Consider the following 23,524-nt stretch of genomic DNA (forward strand, 5'->3'; position numbering starts at 1 on the left):
TATCCAACGGCCGGCCCGGCAAGGCCCGGGGCGGTCGCAGCAGGAGTCCAACATGGCTGAATCCCGCCACTCTCTGTTTCGCCAGTTTGCCGCCAGTGACTGGGACGGCTTCCTGAAAGGCGTTGAGAAGGAAGGTCTGAGGGTTGATCGTAACGGCTTTATCGCCCAGACGCCCCATCCCGAATCCCTGGGCTCTGCCTTGACCCACCCCCGCATCACCACCGACTACTCGGAAGCCCTTCTGGAGTTGATCACGCCGGTATTCAACAGCACCCGAGGCATGCTGGAATCGCTGCGGAATACCCATCGTTATGTGCAGCAGAAGTTGGGCGATGAAGTCTTCTGGGCGGCGAGCATGCCCTGTGAGCTGGATGGCGACCCCAGCATTCCGATTGCGGAATACGGAACCTCGAACATCGGCCGCTTGAAGCATGTTTATCGTCAGGGGCTTGCCGTGCGCTATGGGCGGATGATGCAGAGCATCGCCGGGGCTCACTATAACCTGTCCTTGCCGGACTCGTTCTGGCAGAAGTGGCAGCAACTGCAGGGCAACAGCCAGAGCCTCAAGGACTTCAAGTCAGATCAGTATTTCTGGCTGATCCGAAATTTCCGGCGCCGCAGCTGGTTGCTGATGCTGCTCTTCGGAGCGTCGCCGGCCCTGGATGCCAGCTTTGTGGCCAATGTCCGTCATGACCTCGACCGTTTTAACGGGCGAACCTGGTATGGCCGCGATGCGACTTCTCTGCGCATGGGGGATCTGGGCTATCACAACAATGCCCAGGCCTCGTTGAACATCTGCTTCAACGAGCTCAGCACCTACACCCAGACCCTGCATCGGGCGATCCATACCCCATGGCCGGCATACGAAGCGATTGGTACCCGCAAGGGGGATGACTTCATCCAGATCAACACCAGCGTCCTGCAGATCGAGAATGAGTATTACAGTGCGGTTCGGCCCAAGCGCACCACCGAGCGGGAAGAAAAACCCATCCAGGCGCTCGACGCCCGCGGTGTCGAATACATCGAAGTTCGCTGTCTCGATCTGGATCCGTTCTCGCCGGTGGGTGTGAATGAAGCCCAGATCGACTTCCTCGATCTGTTCCTGCTGGATTGTCTGCTGTCCGATAGCCCCCGAATCGGGGATGCGGAGTGTGAACGGCTGGATGACAACTACAAAGATGTGGTTTCTCACGGCCGTAATCCGTCGTTGCCGCTGTGCCGGGGGGGCGAGCGTGTGGCCATGGAGCAGGCGGCAACCGAGTTGCTGGACCGTCTCGAACCTCTCGCGGAACTGCTGGATAGCTGGAGCGGAGGGGAAGCGTACCGCACGGCTCTGAAAGCCCAGCGCGACAAAATGCCCGACTCCGGTGTCTGGAACGTGCCTTCTGCTCAGGTGATTCGTGCCATGGAAGCGTCTGGCCTCGGACACCGGGAGTGGGTGATGGAAATGTCACGTCGCCATCAGCAAGCCTTGCGTGAAGAGGGGCTGAGCCCGGACGTTCAGGCAGAGTTCGACGCTATGACGACAACGTCCCTGACGGAACAGAAACAACTGGAAGCCGCTGATACCCTGCCTTTCGGAGATTTTCTCGAGCAATACCTGCAGTCCTGAGGGGCGATGCTCCTCCCTTTCGGACCTGACTCACAAAACGCCGAACAACAAATTGTCAGGGGCTGATCCGACTGTTAGCGTTTGTAACAGGGTGAACACGGAGGTGCTGTGATGGCTCGGGATATGAAGCTTGGCTGGGATGTTGAAGCGCTTAACAAGGCGTACCGCCAGGGGTATATGGCGGCATCCATGGGTATGGACAAGGCCCGGTGCCCATACCGGGGGGATGTGGTTATTGCCGCCTGGGAAGCGGGCTGGGATGACGCCGGAGCCGCGGCCGCGCAAAGCGACCGCACCGATAGTGATGACCTGTTCTCCAGGATTGCCTGAACCGACCGACGTTATTTCTGCACTACGAATTCCGTGAACAGTACGCCGGTGATGCTCTCGCCGGTGTGCTGATCTTCCAGCACCTTGTTGATTCTCTTCTTTGCCTCCTCTCTGAGCGCCTGTTGCCCCTCCATGGTGGTCAGGCTGTCAGTGCTGGTCTGTTCTCCAAAGAGCATAACCAGTTCGTGACGTAGCCGGGGCATATGAGCTTCCACCGCAGGGCGGGCCCCGGGGGTGGACGTCCTCAGGCTCACCGAGGCCTTCAGATACGTGACCTTGCTGCTGGCCGCCCCGACATGGGTAACAAACGCCGGTTCCATGGCGATATAGTCGGTGACTGCAGCCTCCTCGGAGACTGGCTCCTCCTCATTCTCCGAAGCCGCGGAAGTTGTCGGCAGTGCACACAGGCCAGTCAGTAATATCATCAGCGTCAGACTGGATTTTAGTCGAAGTCTCATAGGCTTGAAGTTGATCCTGGTTTAGGGTTTAGTGACCAATCATTGGTTGCGTCACCGGAATGCATCGAGAATAGCAGGCCCGGGACAAGGATGCAGTTTCATTTCGTGGTTAGGATTGACAGTTCCGAGGTGTTTTTGTGACTAGCAGGTGGGTGTTCGGTCTCGTATTCGTTCTGTGCGCAGGCTTACTGGGTGTGGCCTTTTACATGGAACACGTTATGGGGCTGGAGCCCTGTCCGCTGTGCTGGTTACAGCGTTTTGGATTTATGGGCGCCGGTCTGGTGAGTTTGTTGGCCTTTCTGCAAGGCCCAACCGGCTTTGGTATCCGTATCTATGGTTTGCTACTGGCGGTGTCCGCAGGCACCGGCCTGGGCATCGCGGGCCGACAGCTCTGGCTCCAGAGTCTACCGGCTGATCAGGTGCCGGCTTGTGGCCCGAGTGTTGAATACATGCTGGAGGTGCTGCCGTTCTTCGAAGTGTTGTCCACGGCGCTCAAGGGCACCGGTGATTGTGCCGAAGTGGTCTGGCGCTTCCTGGGGCTGAGCATCCCTGGCTGGACGGCAGTATTTTTCAGTTTGCTGGTGATTACCGGGTTGGTGTTGTTGTTCCGTCGCCCCGGCTCCCGGGACTGGATCGACAACTGAAACGGTTGCGACCGGTGGTGAGCATGGGGTAACTTGGTTGCCATCCGGAATAAATTACAATCAGAACGATCGTCGTGGATGATCAAGCGGAGATAAGGCGTCATGTTGGAAAATTGCCGAAATGCCAGGGAGCGTTGGGGTGGAGTCAACGAACTCATTGATCGCTGGCTGAAGGAGCGTCAGGAGCTTCTCGTGCACTATTGTGAGTTGTCCGGCGAGAGTGATTTCTCCCAGACCGAAGCCCTGAAAGCGAAGATTGTGCGCCTGTGCGAGGTTCTGGTGGATTATGTTTCCACCGGCCATTTTGAAATCTACGAGCAGCTGGTTCAGGAAGCCCGGGAATTTAACGACGGCGGGCTGGAGCTGGCCGCCAAAGTGTATCCGCGCATCGAAGAGACCACCGAGGTCGCTCTCAATTTCAATGATCGTCTGGATGGACGGGAGATGACAGAGCAGGACATCAAGGCCCTGTTCGGTGAGTTATCGAAGCTGGGCGAAACTCTGGAAAGCCGTTTCGAGATGGAGGATTTCCTGATCGAACACCTCCACAATGTTCACGCTGCCCAGGTAGAGTCAGCCTGATCTGACGCCTCCGCGCGATTAAAAAAGCCTCAGCCCGGTTACCGGTGCTGAGGCTTTTTTTTGTGGCCAGGTCTTACTCGGTTTCCGAGCCTTCCTCATCAGCGTTCGCGCCCGGATTGATGCTCAACAACTCGACATCGAATACCAGGGTTTCGTTCGGGCCAATGGCACGGTTACCGCCCGGGCCGTATGCGAGATCAGACGGGATGTACAGCTTGTAGCGGGCACCTTCGCTCATCAGCTGCAGGCCTTCGGTCCAGCCGGGGATGACCTGGTTGAGTCCGAACGTTACCGGTTCGCCGCGCTCGCGGGAGCTGTCAAACACCTCTCCAGAGAGCAGTTCGCCAGTGTAGTGAACTTCTACCTTATCGGTGGCCTCGGGCTTCTCGCCGTTGCCGGCTTCGAGAACTTCATACTGCAGGCCGGACTCGGTGGTTTCTACGCCTTCGCGAGCACCGTTCTCAGCCAGGAAAGCCTCACCGGCGTCCTTGTTCTTCTGAGCCAGGTCTTCCATCTGCTTGGTCTGTTCTTCCTGCAGCTGCTGCTGGTAGGTCATCAGCGCCTGCTGGATTTCCTCCCGGCTCATACGCTTGGCTTCTTCATCGCCGGCGTGACCGTGCTGGATGCCCTGAAGGAACTGGTCCATCTGAAGGTCTGGCAGGTCATTGCTCATGCGCTCACCCAGCACCAGTCCCATGCCGTAGCTGACTTTCTGGTCAGTGGAGTTCAGTTCGGGATCTTTTGGGGCTTCCGGTGGAGTGGAACAGCCAGCAAAGATGCCAGCCATCGTCAGCACAAGCAGCGTCTTCTTCATTGCTTCATCCTTCTTGGTGTCAGCAGGGAATAACCCCTGAATTGTGTTTGTCAGAACACAGAAGGTAACGGGTTCCCGCGGCAGATGCCACTGAACATGTGTTAAGAAAACAGACGGGTTCTATTAACTCCCGTTGCTGCCGGCAGTAGGACCGAGGGAGAAAGGTGCGTGATAGGGCGATTGCCAGTCCGTGTCCGGATCCCGGCTAACGTTGGGCGACAGGTTCTGTTCTGGTCGTTCAATGGCCAGTGTATTCCATGGGCCCTGGGCAGGAGGCTGGTCTGCGTAGTGCCAGTTGCCTTCGGTGTCCTGCCATTTGAAAACGATGTCCGGTCCGTCGGTGGGAACGGGTGACGGGACAAGCCCCTCAAAGGCCGGGATTTCGTGGTCGCTGTCTTCGGCCACCGGCTCAGAGGCAAGCTCCGGCTCTTTGAGGCCGAAAAAAATCAGCAGCAACAGCAGCCCGAGTGCTGGAAATGAGAGCCGTACAAGCCATTTGGTCATCATGGCCGGGAGTCTCCCCTGGGGAATTGGGCCAATGCGCTGGCCAGTGTATTCAGTAGCGGCATCGCTCCCGGGATATTGCCTTGAGCAGGAGCGGCGGCTTTGAGGTTCTGGTCGACTAATACGTCGAAGCCTTGCATGATCTCATGATCCGGGTTGCGATTCACTACTGTTTGCCAGGCCAGAGCCAATTCGACCTGTTCGGCCGAGAGTTCAAGCGATGCAATATTGGCCCTCAGAGTGCCGCAATCGCTGTGATTTTTGGGTATGGACATGCGTGCATGCCGCAGGGCACCGGTTACACGTTCCCGCCACTCTGGTACCGTAGCGCCCTCATGACCGGTGTACGACCTGCCATTGAGGGCCAGCCAGCCGGCACAGAGAATTCGGGTAACGCTCCAACCTTGTTCCTGGAGGCTCAGGCAGGCGTCCTGGACGTCGGTTGATCGCCAGAAGTCCTTGGCAAAGTGCCAGAGGGGATTGTCCATCTCCAGCGGGTCCGGCAGCTCCATGGGGCTTTCCTGAAACCTAAGCGTTGATAGAATTAATTTATGTTAACGATAACTGATCTCAGTTTACAACGGGGTGGTGTCTGGTTGCTAGAAGCCGTCAATCTGACGGTTCAGCCAGGCCAGCGTGTTGCGATTGTCGGCGCTAACGGCGCAGGGAAATCCAGTCTGTTCCAATTGCTTCTGGGGCAGCTCTCGCCCGAGAATGGTGAGGTTTCCCTGCCCGGGGGCTGTCGCCTGGCGCATATGGCCCAGGAAGTCGAGGCCTCGGAGCGCAGCGCCCGGGATTTTGTCCTGGACGGCGACCTGGATCTGCGTCGACTTGAGCGTGAACTCGACGAGGCCGAGGCGCGTGGGGATGATATCGCGGTGGCACGGGTTCATGGCGAGCTCGATGTCCATGAGGCCTGGTCGGCGCCACGTCGCGCCGAGGGGTTGCTCCGGGGGCTGGGTTTTACCGATGAAGACGCCGACAGATCAGTGTCCTCTTTCTCCGGGGGCTGGCGTATCCGTCTCAACCTGGCCCAGGCCCTGATGCGCCCTTCCGATCTTCTGTTGCTGGATGAGCCCACCAACCACCTGGACCTTGATGCCTGCCTCTGGCTTGAGAACTGGCTCAGGCGTTATCCAGGCACCCTGCTGTTCATCTCGCACGACCGGGATTTTATGGATCGGGTGGCGACCCACGTAGTGCATTTTGATCGTCGCAAGCTGGAGCTTTACACCGGTAACTACTCGGCGTTCGAGGGTCAGCGGAGCGAGCGCCTGGCTCAGCAGCAGGCAGGGTATGAGCGTCAGCAGGCGAGAATTGCCGAAATCCAGCGCTTTATCGACCGTTTCAAGGCCAAGGCGACCAAGGCCAAGCAAGCTCAGAGCCGGGTCAAGGCATTGGAGCGTATGGAGCGAATTGCTCCGGCCCATATCGATTCACCGTTCAGCTTCGAATTTCCGGTATCGGAGAAGGTCTCCAATCCCCTGTTGTCCATCCGGCATGGGCGGGCGGGCCATGGAGACAAGACCATACTCTCCGATATCAACCTCACACTGTTGCCGGGTAGCCGGATTGGTCTGCTGGGGCCGAACGGCGCTGGCAAGTCTACGCTGATGGACGCACTCAGGGGAGAGGGCACTCTGCTGGAGGGTGAGCGGACCTGCGGCGAGCACCTGGCCATTGGTTATTTTGCCCAGCACCAGTTGGAGTCGCTGGATCTGGACGCCAGTCCCTTCCTTCATTTGCAGCGTCTGGCCCCGCGGGCCTCGGAGCAGAGCATTCGGAACTTTCTCGGAGGCTTTAACTTTCATGGCGACGAAGCCCTGAGCCCGATACGGTCCTTTTCCGGCGGCGAGAAGGCGAGAGTGGCGCTGGCGGTGATCGCGTGGCAGAAACCGAACCTGTTGTTGCTGGATGAACCCACCAACCACCTGGATCTGGAAATGCGTCAGGCCCTGACCATGGCTCTGCAAAACTTCGATGGCGCCATTGTGGTGGTGTCGCACGACCGGCATTTGCTGCGCAACACGGTGGACGATTTCTGGCTGGTCAATGACGGACGAGTTGAGGAATACCGGGGCGATCTGGAAGATTACGAGCGCTGGCTGGCGGATCGACGCAAGGATGAAACCGAGGCGCCTCGTCGCGAGGCAGAGAGCTCCGGAAGTTCTGACAGTGCCGCTGTATCCTCTCCGGCCCGCGAGACCGCGGATGATCGTAAGGCGAGGAAGCGGGCGGAAGCAGAACTGCGCAAGAAGCTCAGTCCTTTCCGCAAGAAGCAATCTTCCCTGGAGCAGGAAATGGAGCAGCTTCAGGCGACCCTCGGAGAGCTGGAAAGTAAATTGGCCGATCCGGCACTCTACGAAGCCGATGGTAAAGTCAGGCTCTCTGACCTGTTGGCAAAACAGGCCGAAGCCAGGGCACGCCTGGACGACGTTGAGGCAGAATGGCTGGACGTCAGTGAAACCGTCGAGGCGATGGAGGCCGAGCTGGTGGAATGACTGTCGGGGCGGTCAGGCCCCGGCGATCTCCAACTCGAAATCCTGCTTGGCCAGATAATCCCGCTCATTTTTGAGGTCGGCCAGTGTCAGTGGACGATCATCGAGCCAACCCTCGGGAAATTCGATCACCAGCTTGTTGTTGTGACCGTGCAGTGTGAAGGCGGGAGGCTCTTCCATGTTGCGAGGGTGCTGCAGCAACACGCCAAGTCGCGTCAATACGCATAGGTAGCGCAGCCGGGGAAGATCTTCCTGATCGACGCCGTCAAACACGGCCGATGAAAACTTGCGTCGGTGCCCACGGACCAGTGTCGCCAGGTCTCGCTGGAACTGCTGGGAAAACCCCGGAAGGTCTGAATAGCGGAGTAGATAAGCCCCGTGCTTGTGGTACTGACTGTGGGAAATCGTCAAACCAATCTCATGTAGGCGGCAGGCCCAGCGCAGTACCTCTTCATCGTTTGCTGTTCGAATGCCCCAGGCATCGGCCACCTGGTCCCAGGCTGCCAGGGCTGTCGCCTCGACAGCCGCGCCGTGGTTTTGATCTACGTGGTAGCGTTCCTGAAGCGCAGAAATCGTCCTGACCCGGACATCTTCATGACGAATCCGGCCAACGATGTCGTAGAGCAGGCCTTCCCTCAGGGCACCATCAGCGAACTCCATCTCCTCAATGCCCAGAGACTGGAACGCCCCCATCAGAATGGCAAAACCGGCGGGAAAGATGCTCTGGCGATCGGAGCGAACGCCCAGATCGCCCAGTTTCTCAGTCTTGCCCATATCCACCAGCCGCTTGCGCAGTTCCCGCATGCCATTCCTGGTGATGGTGCCGTCGGAAATTTTCAGGGTCGCCAGTACGCTCGCGATGGCCTTGATCGAGCCTGAGGAGCCCACCGCACTTTGCCAGCCCGTGGAGCGATAGTGCTGGCGTATGTTTAGCAACTCCTGCTCGGCGTGGGTCACGGCTTTATCCATTTGTCGCCGCGTAATCCGGCCATCCGGGAAGTAGAGATTTCGGAACGATACGCAGCCCATGTGAAGGCTTTCGAGCTCTTCGGGTTCAAAACGCTGGCCGATAATAAACTCAGTGCTGCCGCCCCCGATATCGATGACCAGGCGTCGTCCCTCGTCGTCGGACAGGGTGTGGGAAACGCCAAGATAAATGAGGCGGGCCTCTTCCCGGCCGGCAATAATCTCCACCGGAAAGCCGAGTACTTCCTCGGCTCTGGCGATAAAGTCCCGGGCGTTGCGCGCAACCCTGAGTGCGTTAGTGCCCACAATCTGGACAGCCTCGGGCGGCATGCCGTGGAGACGCTGGGCAAACCGACTCAAGCAGGCAAGGGCCCGATCCTGGGCTTCATCGGTTAAGCGATTGTACTGATCCAGCCCGGCGCCGAGCTGAACTTTCTCGCCCATCTTCTCCAGGGTACGGATTTCGCCGTGCACCAACCGGGCGACGACCATGTGGAAACTGTTGGAACCCATGTCGATCGCTGCAATGATCTCCGGGGTGGAGGCAGCGTTCTCAGCGGTGGATGCGGCCGTCACGTTGGTCGAAATCCTTTTGAAGTGAATCTGCGGCCTACTATAAGCGAAACTCTTCGGGGCTGTCAGTAACGGGCAGCCCCGGATTGACGCCGGTCAGCCCGAGGCTGAGTCAGGCTAGTAGATCTACTGCTTCACATCCGACGGACCAATCGCGTAAAGTATGCCTATTGTTACGAGGGTGAATGGTTGTTTGCTAACCAGTGGCAGCCTTCAGCTATAGTCAACAGTGCTCCGGCAGTCGACAGGCGTTGGCCTGGAAAACGCGGAGTGCATGAATCAGGAAAAGGTAATGAGCGGAAATATCGTTAACGTAACCGACGCTTCTTTCGAGCAGGACGTACTGCAGTCCGACGTTCCCGTACTGGTAGATTACTGGGCGGAATGGTGCGGCCCGTGCAAAATGATCGCCCCCGTCCTGGAAGAGATTGCTGATGAGTACGACGGCAAGCTGAAAATCTGCAAGCTGAACATCGACGAAAACGAACAGACTCCGCCGAAGTTCAACATCCGCGGCATCCCCACCCTGATGCTGTTCAAGAACGGCAACGTGGATGCAACCAAAGTTGGCGCACTGTCCAAGTCCCAGTTGGCCGCCTTCCTAGACAGCAACCTCTGATTGCTGCCTAATTGCGGAAAGCCGCCCCTGAGCTTCGGTTCACGGGCGGTTTTTTACTGTTATGACAGACAAAACCAACAACGACATCGTCGGCCTCCTGCTCGCCGGCGGCAAAGGCACCCGCATGGGCGGCCATGACAAAGGCCTGCTGAACTGGAAAGGCCGGCCCATGGCTGAGTGGGTCTACCGGGCTCTTAAGTCCGTCGTCGCGCCCATACTGATCAGTGCCAACCGCTCCCTGTCTGCCTACGAACAGATGGCTCCCGGTCACGTCTACCCGGATACCCCCGACAACACCGGCGAGGGGCCCCTGGCCGGACTGTTACGTGGCCTCATCGAAGCTGAACATCTCGGTGCCCAGGCCGTACTGGTGTGCCCATGCGATACCCCAGACATCACACCCGCGACATTGAGTGCCCTGGTTGAAGCCTGGAAAATCCAGCCAGACACGCCTGTTGTCGCCGAGTGCGACGGACGCACTCATCCTCTGCACGGCGTTTATCCTGTGAGCGTGCTGGTTCAACTGGGAGAGTGGCTGGGCTCGGGCAATCGGCGGGTCATGAAATTCGCGGAATCGGTCAATGCGGTCGTCGTGGATTGCCCTGAGGCTGAAGCCGCGTTCCGGAACAGAAACAGGCCAGAAGATCTCGCAGGTAAATGACAATACAGGTCGGTAGTGCTCTTCAGCCCCCGAAAATGTGCGGAGCCATGGATGGCGAAGCCCAAGCGCACATGGATGTGCTAGCAGCGGTTTTCGGGGGCTGAAGAGTGCTGCCGGCCGGCCAGGCAACACCCACAGCAGACTTACTCCCAGGTTCGGGTCTTATCCAGATCGGAACTTTTCTGCTCAACCCAATGCTCCCCGTCGTCCGTCAGCTCCTTCTTCCAGAACGGCGCCGACGTCTTGAGCGCGTCCATAATGAACTCGCAGGCGGCAAAGGCATCTCCACGATGCGCACTGCAAACCCCCACAAACACAATCTGGTCACAGAGCGCCAACCGCCCAACCCGATGAATCACCCGCGCTGCGCGCACATCCCAGCGCTTGGAGGCATCCTCGATCAGCCCGGCAATCACCTGTTCCGTCATCCCGGGATAGTGCTCCAGATAAAGCCCGGTCACCCCCTCCATATCGCCGGAGTCACGCACCAACCCGGTAAACGTGGCAATCGCGCCGGTGCCCGCTCCGCTGTCTCGCAGAGCGGTATACTCAGACGCAACGTCGAAATCCTCGAACTGGACGGAAATCATCTTAACCTCCCGTCACTGGCGGAAAAAAGGCCACCTCATCACCGGCATTGAGCGCTGTGGCCGGCCTGGCCATTGCCTGGTTGACGGCCACCATCACCGGCTGATCGCCATCGAGCTGAGCCCAGGGGCCGCCGCGTTGGGCCAACTCCTCAAGCAACGCGCCGGCGGTCAAACCGGAACGAGCGCTTACTTCCAGGGTTTCTGTGTCCAGCTCTTCCCGAAGCCGGGCGAAGAAACGGACAGTGATGGTATCTGCGTGCATGGTCAGGCCAGTAAGTCAGAGAATGAGTAATAGGTTAACAGATCCCCGGTTTTCACCGTGGTGTTTTCCGGCACCACTGCGAGGCCATTGGCCCAGCAGGCTGAACTGAGAACGCCCGAGCTCTGATTATGGAAGGCTGCGACGCTCATTTTGCCATCGACCACTTCCTTCCGGGCCCGAACGAATTCCCGCCGGACCGATGCGGACTCAACGGAGAACGCAGCGGGCAACTGCTCCGGTGTGGGCGCTATCGTGGACCGACCCTGGCATTTGCGAATGAATGGCATGCCCGCCACAAGGAATGTGACAAGCACGGCCGCCGGGTTGCCAGGTAGTCCAAGAACCGGCGTGCCGGCCATTGTGCCGAACGCCAACGGTTTGCCGGGTTTGATTGCAAGCCGCCAGAGGGATAGCTCGCCACCGTCCTCCAGTACCGTGCGGACATGGTCCTCCTCGCCGACTGATACACCGCCACTGGTGATCACCAGATCCGCTGATTCGGCTGCTCGTTGCAGTGTTGCCCGCGTGGCATCGCGGGTGTCTTCCAGGGTTTCGCACAACACCACCTCGCAACCGGCCCGGGACAACAGACCCAGCAGCGTAAACCGGTTGGTGTTATAGATTTGCCCTGGTGCCAGTGGCAAGCCCGGCTCGACCAGTTCATCACCGGTCGTCAGAATGGCCACCTTCAATTTTTTTCTCACGGGAACCGAGGCAAACCCCATGGATGCCAGCAAGCCCATTTCCTGGGGGCGGATAAGAGTGCCTTCTGCCAGTGCCAGGTCGCCGGCCGCCAGATCCTGGCCGCGGCGCCGGATATTCTGTCCCTCGGATACCTCCGCTTGAACCTCTATGCCATCATCAGAGACAGTCACCCGCTCCTGCATGACTACGGAGTCGGCTCCCTCGGGGATTTCCGAACCGGTAAAGATGCGGGCCGCTGTTCCGGGTTGCAGAGGGCCGGGAGCGGTTCCTGCGGGAACACGTGCCGAGACAGGCAGTACTACCCCGGGGAAAAGATCGCCCTGGCGCAGGGCATAGCCGTCAACGGCACTGTTGTCCGCCGGTGGTACGTCGGCGGGAACCCGGTGATCTTGCGCGAGAATCCGTCCCAGAGCGTCGGTCAGCGGCACCTCTTCCAATACGGATATGGCTGGCGCCCGTGCCAACATATGGCTCAGAGCGTCTTCGACAGGTGTCAGATGTTGGCCTCTCATACCAGGCAAGACTCCTCCGGTTGCTTATCGCGTGGCCCGATCGCCAATGATGTCGTGAAGGCGGTTCACCGCGCGCTCCGGTTTACGCAGCACCAGGGCCGAGAAGTTGCAGGGGCCGTGGCGGCTATCGAGCTGAGTGAACAGGATGCCATTCCAGCCCGTGCGGCAAGCCCCTGTCGAACCCGGCAGGCAGAAAATAACCGTGTGATTCGCAAGGCCGCCAAACGCCCGGGACTGAATCGTAGAGGTGCCGATTTCAGACGCGGAGATTCGTCGGAATTCCTCTCCGAACCCATCAATGGTTTTGTCCAGTAATGGGCCAACAGCTTCGGGGGTGCTGTCGCGTTCATGGAAACCGGTTCCTCCAGTGATCAGCACCACATGGATCTCGGGGTCGGCTATCCAGTTGGAAATGACGGAACGGATCAGATAGATATCGTCCGGCAGAATACGGCGGGCCAGCAGGGTGTGGCCGGTTTCGACCACGCTGTCCTCAAGAAACTGCCCGGAGCTGTCCTCATCCGGCCCCCGGGTATCGGATACGGTCAGGATGGCAAAATTCAGCGGCTTGAGTTCGCCGGTGGGCTTGCTGCTCATTGCAATGGTTCCCCAGAAAAACATTTGATGGTTGTCAGTATCCGAAACAGCAGGGGGGATTGGAAGGGGAGTAACCCATCAGGGGGAGGTAACAGCGCCCTTGGGCACCCCTTCTGGAGATAATCTTGTCAAATTGTCGCAATTTTGCGCAGCAGGCTTGACATTCGCCGGCAAGGTGGCCGATGATCCTTCTTGCCCGGCGAACGGTTGTTCCCACTCTACTGGCTTCAGTACCTTTAATTCCGGATTCCATCTATACCGGTTGCTCCACCAGGCCAGCAACTTGTCTAACGACGACTGTATTTGATCAATCCGTTCAGGGGCGCCCCTGTCATTCCAACATTCGTTTACTTCCATTCCTGAAAATCCAACAAACTATGAACCTTACTGAACTCAAGCAGAAGTCCGTACCCGAGTTGCTCGAAATCGCGCAAGAAATGGGTCTCGATAACCTGGCTCGTTCCCGTAAACAGGATGTGATTTTTACCATCCTCAAGAAACACGCCAAAAGCGGCGAAGACATTTACGGCGACGGTGTACTGGAAATTCTGCAGGACGGTTTCGGCTTCCTCCGTTCCGCCGATGCATCCTACCTGGCCGGCCCTGACGACATTTACGTGTCCCCCAGTCAGATCCGCCGCTTCAACCTGCGGACCGGTGACACCATTGCCGGCAAAATCCGCCCGCCGAAAGACGGCGAGCGTTACTTTGCCCTGTTGAAAGTCAACGAAATCAATTTCGACAAACCGGACAATGCCCGCAGCAAAATCCTGTTTGAAAACCTGACGCCGCTGTTCCCACAGGAGCGCCTGATCCTGGAAGCGGGTAACGGCAGCACAGAAGATCTTTCGTCCCGTGTCCTGGATCTGGTGGCGCCGATTGGCAAAGGTCAGCGTGGACTGATCGTCTCCCCGCCCAAAGCCGGTAAGACACTGCTGATGCAGGGCATCGCCCAGTCCATCACCCGGAATAATCCGGAATGCCACCTGATGGTGCTGTTGATCGACGAGCGTCCGGAAGAAGTGACTGAAATGCAGCGCACCGTGCGCGGCGAAGTGGTTGCCTCAACCTTCGACGAGCCGCCTGCCCGTCACGTTCAGGTTGCTGAAATGGTGATCGAAAAGGCCAAGCGCCTGGTTGAGCACAAGAAAGACGTCGTTATCCTGCTCGACTCCATTACCCGACTGGCCCGTGCCTACAACACGGTAATCCCGTCCTCCGGCAAGGTGCTGACCGGTGGTGTCGACGCCCACGCCCTGGAAAAGCCCAAGCGCTTCTTCGGTGCTGCCCGTAACGTCGAAGAAGGCGGCAGCCTGACCATCCTGGCAACCGCGCTGGTGAACACCGGTTCCAAGATGGACGAGGTCATCTACGAAGAGTTCAAGGGTACCGGTAACATGGAAGTCCACCTGGACCGCCGTATTGCCGAGAAACGCACCTATCCGGCCATCAACATCCGCAGCTCCGGCACCCGCCGTGAAGACCTGCTGATGAGCGAGGCAGACATCCAGCGCGTCTGGATCCTGCGTAAGCTTCTGCACTCCATGGACGACGATACCGCTGCGATCGAGTTCCTGCTGGACAAGCTGAAAGATACCAAGACCAACGACGAATTCTTCCAGTCCATGAAGCGTCGGTGAGCGTAAAGGTTAGTCTGGCGCCCATCTGACTGATGGGGGAGGCGTTGACGGCGACAATCTCCAGAGACACGCCGTGAACCCATCCCTGGGGGCTTGGTCTTGCCATCCATGGCAAGACACAGTCTCTGGAGATTGTCGCCGCCAGCGCCAGCTATCTTTTGTGCGCGCACGTTAAACAGCCAGTTCCCTTGATCGGTGAACGAAGCCGGGAGGGGGTTCCAAAACAATCAGGGAAACCACGTTTTCCGTTTTGGAACCCCCTCCCGGCTTTGTTCAAACTCCGATGACCGGCCAAGATCAGACGGAGCCAGACAATGAAATACAGCGACCTGCGGGACTTCATCAACCAGCTGGAGAGCCTGGGTGAGCTGAAACGGATCGCCGTTGAAGTCGACCCCCACCTGGAAATGACCGAAATCTGCGACCGCACCCTGCGGGCAGGTGGCCCGGCGTTGCTGTTTGAAAACCCCAAGGGCTACGACATGCCCGTGTTGGCCAACCTGTTTGGTACCCCCAGACGCGTTGCACTGGGCATGGGGCAGGACAACGTCACCGCCTTGCGGGAAATCGGCAAACTGCTCGCGTTCCTGAAGGAACCGGATCCCCCCAAGGGCTTCAAAGATGCCATTGAGAAGCTGCCCCTGTTCCGGCAAGTGATGAGAATGAGCCCGAAAGTGCTCCGCTCAGCCCCCTGTCAGGAAGAAGTCATTGAAAAGGATCAGGTGGACCTCTACCAGATCCCGGTGCAGAAATGCTGGCCGGGAGACGCCGGGCCACTGGTGACCTGGCCTCTGGTGATTACCCGCGGGCCGCACAAGGAGCGTCAGAACCTTGGTATCTACCGGCAGCAAGTGATTGGTCGTAATCGCCTGATTATGCGCTGGCTCAGTCACCGTGGCGGTGCGCTGGATTTTCGTGAGTTTCAGAAGGCCAATCCCGGTAAGCCTTACCCGGTTGCGGTTGCGCTGGGGGCAGACCCGGCGACGATTCTGGGGGCGGTTACTCCGGTGCCGGATACCCTGTCGGAATACGCCTTTGCCGGACTGCTGCGAGGCAGTCGGACGGAGCTGGTCAAGGCGGGGCTGAGCGATCTGCAGGTCCCGGCCAGCGCCGAGATTGTTCTGGAAGGCTTTATCTATCCGGACGATATGGCACCGGAAGGCCCGTTTGGCGATCACACTGGCTACTACAACGAAGTGGATCAATTCCCGGTGTTTACGGTGGAACGGATTACTCGCCGCAAGGACGCCATCTATCACAGTACCTACACTGGCCGTCCGCCCGATGAGCCAGCGGTGCTCGGGGTCGCATTGAACGAGGTGTTCATCCCGATTTTGCAGAAGCAGTTTCCGGAAATCGTGGACTTCTACCTGCCGCCGGAGGGCTGCTCCTATCGCCTTGCTGTGGTAACGATGAAGAAACAGTATCCCGGCCATGCCAAACGGGTGATGATGGGCGTATGGTCGTTCCTGCGTCAGTTCATGTACACCAAGTTCGTGATTGTCACTGACGACGACGTAAATGCCAGGGACTGGAAAGACGTGATCTGGGCGATCACTACCCGCATGGATCCGACCCGGGATACGACACTGGTTGATAACACGCCCATTGATTACCTGGATTTTGCCTCGCCGGTGTCCGGGCTGGGTTCCAAAATGGGCATGGATGCGACCAACAAATGGCCAGGGGAAACCGATCGTGAATGGGGTGAGCCCATCGTGATGACCGATGAGGTTAAGCAGCGGGTAGACGATATCTGGGATAGCCTTGGCATTGAATTCCCGGCTGATCGCCCCGACTAACAGAGGCACACGGTGTACAGGGTAGTGATTCGACCGGCAGGGCTTGGATATTTTGTGCAGCCTGGAGATGACCTGCTCAGTGCGGCGGCCCGGGCGGGCATTCGGGTGCCCGCTGCCTGTCGCAATGGGGTGTGTGAAATCTGCGAGGCCCGCCTGCTGGCGGGGGACGTGGTCAATACCCGAAACCAACAGACGATTCCGGTCAACGGGCGTGTGATGCTCTGCAGGAGCCAGGCGCTTGGGGACCTTGAACTGGAGATGACCGCCGTTATGGCAGCCGGAAAGATTGAGGCGCGCAAGTTTCAGGCGAATGTCGTAGATGTTCGTTCTATCAGCCACGATGTGTATCGGGTGGAGCTGCAGCTTCCTCGCCGACGCGAGCTGACGTTCCATGCAGGCCAGTACCTGTCCGTCAATCTCCCCGACGCGGATCCCTGCTATTTTTCAATTGCCAGCAGTCCGTCTGCGCAGAACATCGAACTGCACATCCAGGCGTCGCCGGAGTGGGTGTCTGCCCAGAAGGTGATTGACGCCTTGGTGCCGGGCAGCAGCGTGACGCTGGAGCTGCCCCACGGCAAGGCCTGTCTCGCCGCAACGCCTGAGCGGCCGCTGCTTTTGGTGGCTGCGGGTACCGGGTTTGCCCAGATGAAAAGCCTGGTGGATTATCTTCGGGAGACCGGGTTCGACCAGCCGGTCACGCTGTTCTGGGGCGTTCGGCGGCAGCAGGATATGTATCTGCGTAGCCTGGCTCAACAGTGGGAATCTGACTGGGCGCCGTTTACCTTTGTACCGGTGGTCGGAGACAGCGAGGACAATGACTGGGCTGGCCATCATGACCAGTTGGTGCGGGCTGTTCTGGCGTCCGGTGTGGAATGGGGTAACGTTGAAGTGCATGCCAGCGGATCGCCGGCCATGGTCTACACACTCATGGATGCCTTGGTCGAAGAGGGAATGCCGGAATCGGCGTTCTTCTCAGACGTGCTGGAATACGCCCCCCGCGCGTGATTGACGAGTGGATGAGTGCTTCATCCACTCATGAATAACCCCCTTTTTTCAGGCTTTTGGCATCGGCAGTTCGGGGAGGCCGTTGTCGTTGGACAGTCCCTGCATCATCAACTTGATGCTGGCCTCTTCTTCGCCCATGTGAGCGCTCAGGCGGCTCAGCTCGGCCAGGGTTTCCCGGTTGCGCCGAAGCCTGAGGCTGGTTTCGAAATACTCTCTTGCCTTGCCCCAGAGTTGGTTTCTCAAGCTTAGCCGGCCCAGAGCCAGCAGCAACTCGGGGTTGTTGGGGCGATCCTTGAGCCACTGTTCAGCCAGCAACAGCTGTTCGTCAGGTTTCTGGCCTTCAATCCGGCCATACAGATTGACCAGCTCATCGCTCCAGTGATTACGAAGCACCTTGCGGAGCAAGGTTTCGGTCTGGGCCTCGTCACCAAGATCGGCCAGCAGGCGGGCGTAATCCTTGATGGTCTGTTCGTCGCGGCGCAGGAACCCGGGTAACTCGTCCCACAGTCGGGTAAGGGGGGCGAGGGACGCCTCCGGATCTTGCTGACGTTGGCGACGACAGTCATCAGCCGCCTGCTCCAGCAGGTTGTGCCAGACCTGGCGCTGGAGCTCGTTGAACTCGTCGTCGGCCATGACGTTGCGCTTCTGCAGTTCCGGCAGAATCTTCGAGAGTTCCCGCCAGTCTTCCAGCCGCAGATAGGTGTTCTTCAGCAGCTTAAGGACAAACGGATGGTGTGGTGATTGCTTGCGCAGGCGCAGCAGGGTCGCCAGTGCCTGTTCCAGCCGGTTTCCGGCCAGCTGCAATTGTGCCTGGGTAATGCCGACGGCCATGTCTGACCCGGGTGTACTCTCGAAGGCTTTTCGCAGCAGTTCATCCACAGCTTCATGGTCACCGGACTCAAACGATGCCTGGGCGGCTGCCAGATAGTTGATCAGCGGTGTGTCGGCGTGGCTGGCGGAAGAGGCCAACAACTTTCGGGCTCTGGGCCAGTTACCCTCGGCCAGTGCGAGTAGTCCCTGGGTGGTACGGCGTCGGGCGCGTCGTTCGTTGCCCCGGGCAAGCCAGCCGGTGACCACGCCGGAACTCTGGCGGAAACGTCGGAACAGATTCATTGCCACGACGATGAGGGCGACCATCGCCACCAGCAGACCAAGACCGACCCAGAAATTGGTTTCAATCAGGTAGTTGCCAAGGCTGATGCGGATATACCCGAGATCGTACTCGAGTCCCAGCGACAGGCCCGTTCCGATCAGCAGTGCCAGCAGGACAATGAGAAGCAGGCGGATCATGAATCATCGCCTCCGTTGTCGCTGTTGCTGGCAGCCTTGTCTGTGTCGCTTGCGTTGGTGCTGGCGAGGCGGCCGGCGAGGCGCTCCTTGAGCAGGTTCAGTGACTGGCTGATATCCGGAAGTTCCGGATCCACATTCCGGTCGGCCAGTTCGGACAGGGTCTCTGACAGCGCCCTGACCCGGGGTTCCGTGCCGTCATACCAGCTGTCGATGGTGCTCCGTGCTTTGCCCAGGGCGCGTTCGAACAGCGGCTGATTTCCTCTGAGAACGGCCATTTCGGCTTCTTCAAGCATCAGTTGGAGGTTCAGTCGGGCGTAGGCGCTCTGGTCCGGGGATAGCAGCGGTTTGACCGGCTCATCCATCCGGCGTACCACGACAACCTGCTTGAGAGTCGCTTTGAAGCGGTCCCACGCACGGGCGACCATGTTGCGGCCTTCGGCGTCCGCGGCGGCGCCGTCATCCGCCGCCATAAAACCGGGTGCGCGTTCGCTGATCAGAGCCTGGTCGGTCAACTCGTGGACCGAGCCGATGGCGGCCTCCAGCTTGAGATAGAGGCCGGTGCGGTCGACGCCGCTGATGCCTTTCAGGGCGAGGATCTCACGGGCAAGCTGCTGGCGAACGGGGTAGACACCGATGTCGTCGGATTCGTTGAGAACGTCGTCCGCAGATTCAAGCGCCGACAGCGCGCCGCGAATATCCTTTTCAATCATCAGGCGCTGATTGGCGATGCGCAGGAGGTACTCGGCTTCTGCAAGCAGCCAGTCGGTTCGGGTCCGGTTGCCGGCTTCCAGCAATTCCCGCGCGGTGTGATCAATCTGGCGTTGTTGAGTGGCAATCAGCTCGCGCTGAGCTGCCAGTTTGTTTTCGAGTGCCTGAATGCGCTCGCTTTGCAGGCTGCCACGGTCGCTGTAGAGGTCTTCAAGGCGGTTGGTGCCCTGTTGCAGGGACTCGATGGTCTGCATGACCGCCTGGTGATTGTTCCACTGCTGCCAGCTCCAGAGTCCCAGAGCCGCGGTGCACAGCAGTGCCAGCGATGCGATCAGCCAGATGGGCCAGAGTTTTGGACGCTTGGGGGCGTCCTTGGAAATAGGAGCGGGCAGTTGGTTTGTCGTGTCAGTCACAGGCGTCCTTACTTGGCTTCTCCGGCCCCTTTGTCGTTGGCAGCAAGCTGTGCCGCCACGGAGGCCACAATGTCTTTGTCGGCCAGGCTGTCCGGTATGCAAAGATTCGTGAAACCGGCACTGCGGGCCTGTTCAGCAACCCGATCAGCCGGGACAATCAATAACCTATCGTATAGATTATGGCCGGTCTTCGCACATAGTGCGATGAGATTCTGCAGGGTTTCTCCAGACAAGGTGACAATGGCCTCGGGAGCAAAACCGCCGAGAACCGTGTTGGCCTCGTCCGCAGTATAGTCCGGGATCCGCCGCCGATAGAGGGGAAGTGCCGTGACCCGGGCGCCCCGTTTCTCCAGGGTCTGGCGGATCAGTTCCCGGCCATCCTCGCCGCGGACCAGCAGTACTTTCTCGTTTTCCATACTCGCCAGTGAGGGCAATGCCAGCAGTGCTTCGCTGGTCCACCCCAGGGCGGGCTTGCGGGTGTTGATTCCGTGTTCCGCGAACACGCGGGCGGTGCCCGCGCCGACCGCGTACCAGCGGATGCCGGAGGGAATCTGGGGCCACCATGTGTCCAGCTCTTCCATCAGGAGTCTGGCAGCATACGGACTGACCGCGATGATGTGGGAAAACTGATCGATATCGAGAATCAGAGTGCGGCGTTCCGGGGTTTCCGGCAGCGGCTGGCGATCAATCAGGGGGAAAACCCGGGCGTCGGCCCCGGCTTCCCGGAATTGTTGTGCAAGCCGGGTCGCCTCGGGCTCGGGCCGGCAGATCAATACCCGCCGGCGATTGAGGGCATTCATATCAGCTGGGGGTATGGCCATAGATTTCGGCCAGTACCTTGTCCGCTCCGAGGGCGAGCAGTTTTTCCGCCAGTTCTCGGCCAAGGCGTTCGCCTTCGGCTCGGGGCGCACGACCCTCAACCCGGAAGATTTCTGTGCCATCCACGGCGCCGACCAGTCCGCGCAGCCACAGGGTGTCGCCTTCCAGCAGAGCGTAAGCCGCGATGGGTACCTGACAGCCACCTTCGAGGCGCCGGTTCAGCGCGCGTTCGGCCGTTACCCGGTCCCAGGTGTCCTGGTGGGTGAGTTTGTCCAGCATGCCCCTGAGTTCCTCATCATCCAGGCGGCACTCGATGCCAAGCGCGCCCTGGCCGACGGCAGGAAGGGAGACCGTGTCGGGGAGGCAGTAACGGATGCGGTCGTGGAATCCGAGGCGTTTGAGGCCGGAGCTGGCCAGAACGATTGCGTCGTATTCACCGGCATCCAGTTTGCTCAGGCGAGTATTGACGTTGCCACGCAGGACGTGAATCTTCAGGTCCGGACGATAGGCCCGCAACTGTGCCTCACGGCGCAGGCTGGCAGTACCGACAATGGCCCCTTGAGGGAGGGCATCAATGTTCTCGTATTGGTTGCTGACGAACGCGTCCGTTGGATCTTCACGCTCGCAGATGGCGACCAGGCCGAGGCCTTCTGGGAACTCCATGGGCACGTCTTTCATGGAGTGCACCGCAAGATCGGCCCGCCCGTCCAGCATGGCCTCTTCCAGTTCCTTCACGAACAGGCCCTTGCCGCCAATCTTGGCCAGGGGAACATCGAGGATTTTGTCACCCTGGGTCTTGATCTTGACCAGTTCGACGCTGATGTTGTCGTTCATCCGCTCAAGTTCAGACTTGATGAATTCGGCCTGCCACAGAGCCAGAGCGCTGCTACGGGTTGCGATGCGAAGGGTACGTTGGGACATGGTGCTCACTGTCGATAGGGAAAATGTCCGCCAAGGTTACCTTGTGACGGAAAAAAAGTCCCGCTGACGAAGCCTTTATACCCCTAAGGTGGCAGGTCTTACACGGGCTGCTGTTCCTGCAGCCACTGGCGGACGTTGCTGGCGTGCCGACGGCTGACGTGCAATGTGCCGAGGTTATCCCTGAGTACAAGTTCGCTGTGGCCTTCCGCGGATCGCTGCAAAGCCTTGATAAAGCGGACGCCCACCAGGGTATGGCGGTGAATTCTCAGCAGATGGTCCGGATAGGTGTTTTCCAGTTCTTTCAGGGTGTAATCGCACACCGTATCGCCCCGGGAATGATGCACAGTGACGTATTTCTGGTCGGCCTCACAGTAGAGGATGTCCGTGAGGTCGATCAGTTCGGTACCGCGGTGGGTCTTCACGGCTATCTGCTCATCGTTGCGTGAGGCCTGGTTGGTGAGTGCCTGGAGCTGAACCCGGTTGACGCGTCCGGCCCGGGCGAGGGCATCAGCGAGTGCTTCCTTGCGCACCGGTTTGAGCAGGTAGGCAACGGCATGGACCTCGAATGCCTGGATGGCGTAATGATCGTAGGCGGTACAGAAAATCAGGGCAGGCGGGTTCGCCAGCTGCGCCAGCCGCGAGGCGGCTTCCATGCCGTCCATGTCGGGCATGCGGATGTCCAGCAGCAGGATGTCCGGCTCCAGCTCGGCCACTTGTTGCAGAGCTTTGTTGCCATCGGAGGCCTCGCCGCAGACCCGGTAACCCGGCAGGGCTTCAACCAGCCTTCTGAGGCGATCCCGGGCCAGGGGTTCGTCGTCGGCGATCAGGATAGAGCGGGCTGCGTCGGTCATGCCAGTTTCAGATCCTTTGTGTTGGCGGTTTCCGGGTATTGGCGTTCAGCCTGGGGAGCCTGAGGGTGACGGTGTAAATGTCGTTATGCTGACTGTGTTTCAATACCGCTGGCTCACCAAACAGGGCCCTGAGGCGCGATTGCGTATTGCTCAGGGCGATCCGGTTGCCCCGGTGCTGGCTGTTTGTCTGTGCCGGCTTGGGGTTCTGGACCAGTAAGTATACAAAATCTCCCCGAGGCCTGACTTCGATCCGGACTTTACCTCCTTCCTTGAGGGGCTGAATTCCATGGTAAATGGCATTCTCGACCAGGGGTTGTAGTGTCAGCGGTGGGATGGCCTGGTTTTCCAGTCCTGGCTCCACGTCCCATTCCACCCTCAGCCGATCCCCCAGTCGAAGCGCCTCGATGGCCAGGTATCGGTGGCAGAGGTCGAGCTCGCGGCTCAGTGGGATGAGCTGGTCGCCGGTTCTCAGGCTGGCCCGGAACAGTTCTGACAGATCCAGTACGGCCTCTTCGGCCTGATCCGGGTTGCTGGCAATCAAGCTGGCGATGGTGTTCATACTGTTGAACAGGAAATGGGGCTGAATCCGGGCCTGCAAGGCTGTGAGGTGTGCCTGCATTTCTGCTTCTCGCTGCTGTTGCCACTGGTGTTGCAGATAAAAGTAGCGCAGCACCATCAGGATGATGAGCAGTGCCAGCAGGAGCTTCTTGGCCACCCCATGCCATACCGCAATGCCTTCCTGGGGATGCAGGACATTGTCTGCGAACAGGCTGAACGCGAGAACGTCCAGCAATACCAGGGCGACAATGCTGAAGGTTGCCCGGGCGACGCTCATCCGCGCCAGCCGCTTTCGGAGCAGGCAGATCAGGGCGGCGCTGGTCAGTGTGGTCCACTGCACGAACAGGGAGAGCAAACCGAAGTAGTTCCAGTCGATCCAGCCGCTTTTTGCTTGAACCACGGCCAGCAGAAGCACAAGCACCTCGCTGGTAACCAGCAGCAGGAACACGGCTCGTACCTTGCACAGATCCGGCACAAAAAAATCCGTGCTGCCCGGTTGGCTGTCGCTACGTTCTGTCTCGCTCAGGGATGTCTCCTTTAGATCGGTCAGAATGGTATACTCACGCCACGTTCAATGTACCCAGTTCCCG

The 23,524-nt window shown here is 59.1% G+C and carries 25 protein-coding genes; 10 read left to right on the plus strand and 15 right to left on the minus strand.

The window, feature by feature from the left end:
- Positions 1-52 precede the first annotated feature (52 nt).
- A complete protein-coding gene (gene gshA / locus D777_RS15935) occupies positions 53-1,612 on the plus strand; it encodes a glutamate--cysteine ligase (RefSeq protein ID WP_036134156.1) in 1,560 nt (519 codons plus the stop codon).
- Between the two features lie 111 nt (positions 1,613-1,723).
- Entirely contained in the window at positions 1,724-1,942 is a 219-nt protein-coding gene (rmf, locus tag D777_RS15940; RefSeq protein WP_036134158.1) for a ribosome modulation factor, read from the plus strand.
- A gap of 11 nt (positions 1,943-1,953) precedes the next feature.
- On the opposite strand, the gene D777_RS15945 is transcribed toward rmf, so the two are convergent.
- Positions 1,954-2,400 (minus strand): flagellar basal body-associated FliL family protein, encoded by a 447-nt coding sequence (locus D777_RS15945; protein ID WP_036134160.1) that lies wholly within the window; start codon positions 2,398-2,400, stop codon positions 1,954-1,956.
- A gap of 137 nt (positions 2,401-2,537) precedes the next feature.
- Between D777_RS15945 and D777_RS15950 the strand changes: the two genes are divergently transcribed.
- On the plus strand, positions 2,538-3,044 hold the full coding sequence (locus tag D777_RS15950; RefSeq protein WP_036134161.1) for a disulfide bond formation protein B: 507 nt from the start codon (positions 2,538-2,540) through the stop codon (positions 3,042-3,044).
- A 102-nt stretch (positions 3,045-3,146) separates the two neighbouring features.
- A complete protein-coding gene (locus tag D777_RS15955; RefSeq protein WP_036134163.1) occupies positions 3,147-3,626 on the plus strand; it encodes an Rsd/AlgQ family anti-sigma factor in 480 nt (159 codons plus the stop codon).
- 73 nt (positions 3,627-3,699) lie between these two features.
- Here D777_RS15955 and D777_RS15960 read toward each other — a convergent pair whose 3' ends face one another.
- The 3 genes from D777_RS15960 to D777_RS15970 form a co-directional block, all read right to left on the minus strand.
- Entirely contained in the window at positions 3,700-4,440 is a 741-nt protein-coding gene (locus D777_RS15960; RefSeq protein ID WP_036134165.1) for an FKBP-type peptidyl-prolyl cis-trans isomerase, read from the minus strand.
- 123 nt (positions 4,441-4,563) lie between these two features.
- Positions 4,564-4,947, minus strand: a complete 384-nt coding sequence (locus D777_RS15965) for a hypothetical protein (protein WP_036134167.1) — start codon at positions 4,945-4,947, stop codon at positions 4,564-4,566.
- Entirely contained in the window at positions 4,944-5,456 is a 513-nt protein-coding gene (locus D777_RS15970; protein WP_051669156.1) for a DUF2390 domain-containing protein, read from the minus strand. Before D777_RS15970 ends, D777_RS15965 begins: the two co-directional genes overlap by 4 nt.
- Before the next feature lie 39 nt (positions 5,457-5,495).
- Between D777_RS15970 and abc-f the strand changes: the two genes are divergently transcribed.
- Positions 5,496-7,445 carry a ribosomal protection-like ABC-F family protein gene (abc-f, locus tag D777_RS15975; RefSeq protein ID WP_051669157.1) on the plus strand — a complete coding sequence of 650 codons (1,950 nt, stop codon included), beginning with the start codon at positions 5,496-5,498 and terminating at the stop codon, positions 7,443-7,445.
- A gap of 12 nt (positions 7,446-7,457) precedes the next feature.
- On the opposite strand, the gene ppx is transcribed toward abc-f, so the two are convergent.
- On the minus strand, positions 7,458-8,984 hold the full coding sequence (gene ppx / locus D777_RS15980) for an exopolyphosphatase (protein ID WP_036134173.1): 1,527 nt from the start codon (positions 8,982-8,984) through the stop codon (positions 7,458-7,460).
- A gap of 289 nt (positions 8,985-9,273) precedes the next feature.
- Here ppx and trxA point away from each other — a divergent pair, with 289 nt between their 5' ends.
- Entirely contained in the window at positions 9,274-9,600 is a 327-nt protein-coding gene (trxA, locus tag D777_RS15985) for a thioredoxin TrxA (protein WP_012139190.1), read from the plus strand.
- 61 nt (positions 9,601-9,661) lie between these two features.
- Positions 9,662-10,261 carry a molybdenum cofactor guanylyltransferase MobA gene (gene mobA, locus D777_RS15990; protein ID WP_036134176.1) on the plus strand — a complete coding sequence of 200 codons (600 nt, stop codon included), beginning with the start codon at positions 9,662-9,664 and terminating at the stop codon, positions 10,259-10,261.
- Positions 10,262-10,404: 143 nt separating this feature from the next.
- Here mobA and D777_RS15995 read toward each other — a convergent pair whose 3' ends face one another.
- From D777_RS15995 to moaB, 4 genes are read right to left on the minus strand one after another with little or no spacing between them, the layout of a single operon-like run.
- Positions 10,405-10,851, minus strand: a complete 447-nt coding sequence (locus tag D777_RS15995) for a molybdenum cofactor biosynthesis protein MoaE (RefSeq protein ID WP_036134178.1) — start codon at positions 10,849-10,851, stop codon at positions 10,405-10,407.
- A 1-nt stretch (position 10,852) separates the two neighbouring features.
- Positions 10,853-11,113 carry a molybdopterin converting factor subunit 1 gene (moaD, locus tag D777_RS16000; protein ID WP_036134180.1) on the minus strand — a complete coding sequence of 87 codons (261 nt, stop codon included), beginning with the start codon at positions 11,111-11,113 and terminating at the stop codon, positions 10,853-10,855.
- 2 nt (positions 11,114-11,115) lie between these two features.
- Entirely contained in the window at positions 11,116-12,330 is a 1,215-nt protein-coding gene (locus D777_RS16005) for a molybdopterin molybdotransferase MoeA (RefSeq protein ID WP_036134182.1), read from the minus strand.
- Positions 12,331-12,354: 24 nt separating this feature from the next.
- The gene (moaB, locus tag D777_RS16010; protein ID WP_036134504.1) at positions 12,355-12,927 is read right to left on the minus strand and encodes a molybdenum cofactor biosynthesis protein B; all 573 of its coding nucleotides are present in this window, start codon (positions 12,925-12,927) and stop codon (positions 12,355-12,357) included.
- A 377-nt stretch (positions 12,928-13,304) separates the two neighbouring features.
- On the opposite strand from moaB, the gene rho reads away from it, so the two are divergent.
- From rho to D777_RS16025, 3 genes are all read left to right on the plus strand, one after another.
- On the plus strand, positions 13,305-14,567 hold the full coding sequence (rho, locus tag D777_RS16015) for a transcription termination factor Rho (RefSeq protein WP_036134184.1): 1,263 nt from the start codon (positions 13,305-13,307) through the stop codon (positions 14,565-14,567).
- 314 nt (positions 14,568-14,881) lie between these two features.
- Positions 14,882-16,369: a 4-hydroxy-3-polyprenylbenzoate decarboxylase gene (gene ubiD / locus D777_RS16020; RefSeq protein ID WP_036134185.1), complete on the plus strand. Its 1,488-nt coding sequence runs from the start codon at positions 14,882-14,884 to the stop codon at positions 16,367-16,369.
- Positions 16,370-16,423: 54 nt separating this feature from the next.
- On the plus strand, positions 16,424-17,374 hold the full coding sequence (locus tag D777_RS16025) for a 2Fe-2S iron-sulfur cluster-binding protein (RefSeq protein WP_227501801.1): 951 nt from the start codon (positions 16,424-16,426) through the stop codon (positions 17,372-17,374).
- Positions 17,375-17,422: 48 nt separating this feature from the next.
- Here the strand turns inward: D777_RS16025 and D777_RS16030 are convergent, their stop codons facing one another.
- From D777_RS16030 to D777_RS16055, 6 genes are all read right to left on the minus strand, one after another.
- Entirely contained in the window at positions 17,423-18,664 is a 1,242-nt protein-coding gene (locus D777_RS16030) for a heme biosynthesis HemY N-terminal domain-containing protein (RefSeq protein WP_036134189.1), read from the minus strand.
- The gene (locus tag D777_RS16035) at positions 18,661-19,785 is read right to left on the minus strand and encodes a uroporphyrinogen-III C-methyltransferase (RefSeq protein WP_036134191.1); all 1,125 of its coding nucleotides are present in this window, start codon (positions 19,783-19,785) and stop codon (positions 18,661-18,663) included. The genes D777_RS16030 and D777_RS16035 overlap by 4 nt, the downstream gene beginning before the upstream one ends.
- Before the next feature lie 8 nt (positions 19,786-19,793).
- Positions 19,794-20,606, minus strand: a complete 813-nt coding sequence (locus D777_RS16040; protein WP_036134193.1) for a uroporphyrinogen-III synthase — start codon at positions 20,604-20,606, stop codon at positions 19,794-19,796.
- Positions 20,587-21,525, minus strand: a complete 939-nt coding sequence (gene hemC / locus D777_RS16045) for a hydroxymethylbilane synthase (RefSeq protein WP_036134195.1) — start codon at positions 21,523-21,525, stop codon at positions 20,587-20,589. The genes D777_RS16040 and hemC overlap by 20 nt, the downstream gene beginning before the upstream one ends.
- A 98-nt stretch (positions 21,526-21,623) precedes the next feature.
- Positions 21,624-22,376, minus strand: coding sequence for a LytR/AlgR family response regulator transcription factor (locus D777_RS16050; protein ID WP_036134197.1), 753 nt, complete (start codon positions 22,374-22,376; stop codon positions 21,624-21,626).
- A 7-nt stretch (positions 22,377-22,383) separates the two neighbouring features.
- A complete protein-coding gene (locus tag D777_RS16055; protein WP_051669158.1) occupies positions 22,384-23,460 on the minus strand; it encodes a sensor histidine kinase in 1,077 nt (358 codons plus the stop codon).
- Positions 23,461-23,524 lie beyond the last annotated feature (64 nt).

The organism is Marinobacter nitratireducens, assembly GCF_000708045.1.
GTDB classification, from domain to species: Bacteria; Pseudomonadota; Gammaproteobacteria; order Pseudomonadales; family Oleiphilaceae; genus Marinobacter; species Marinobacter nitratireducens.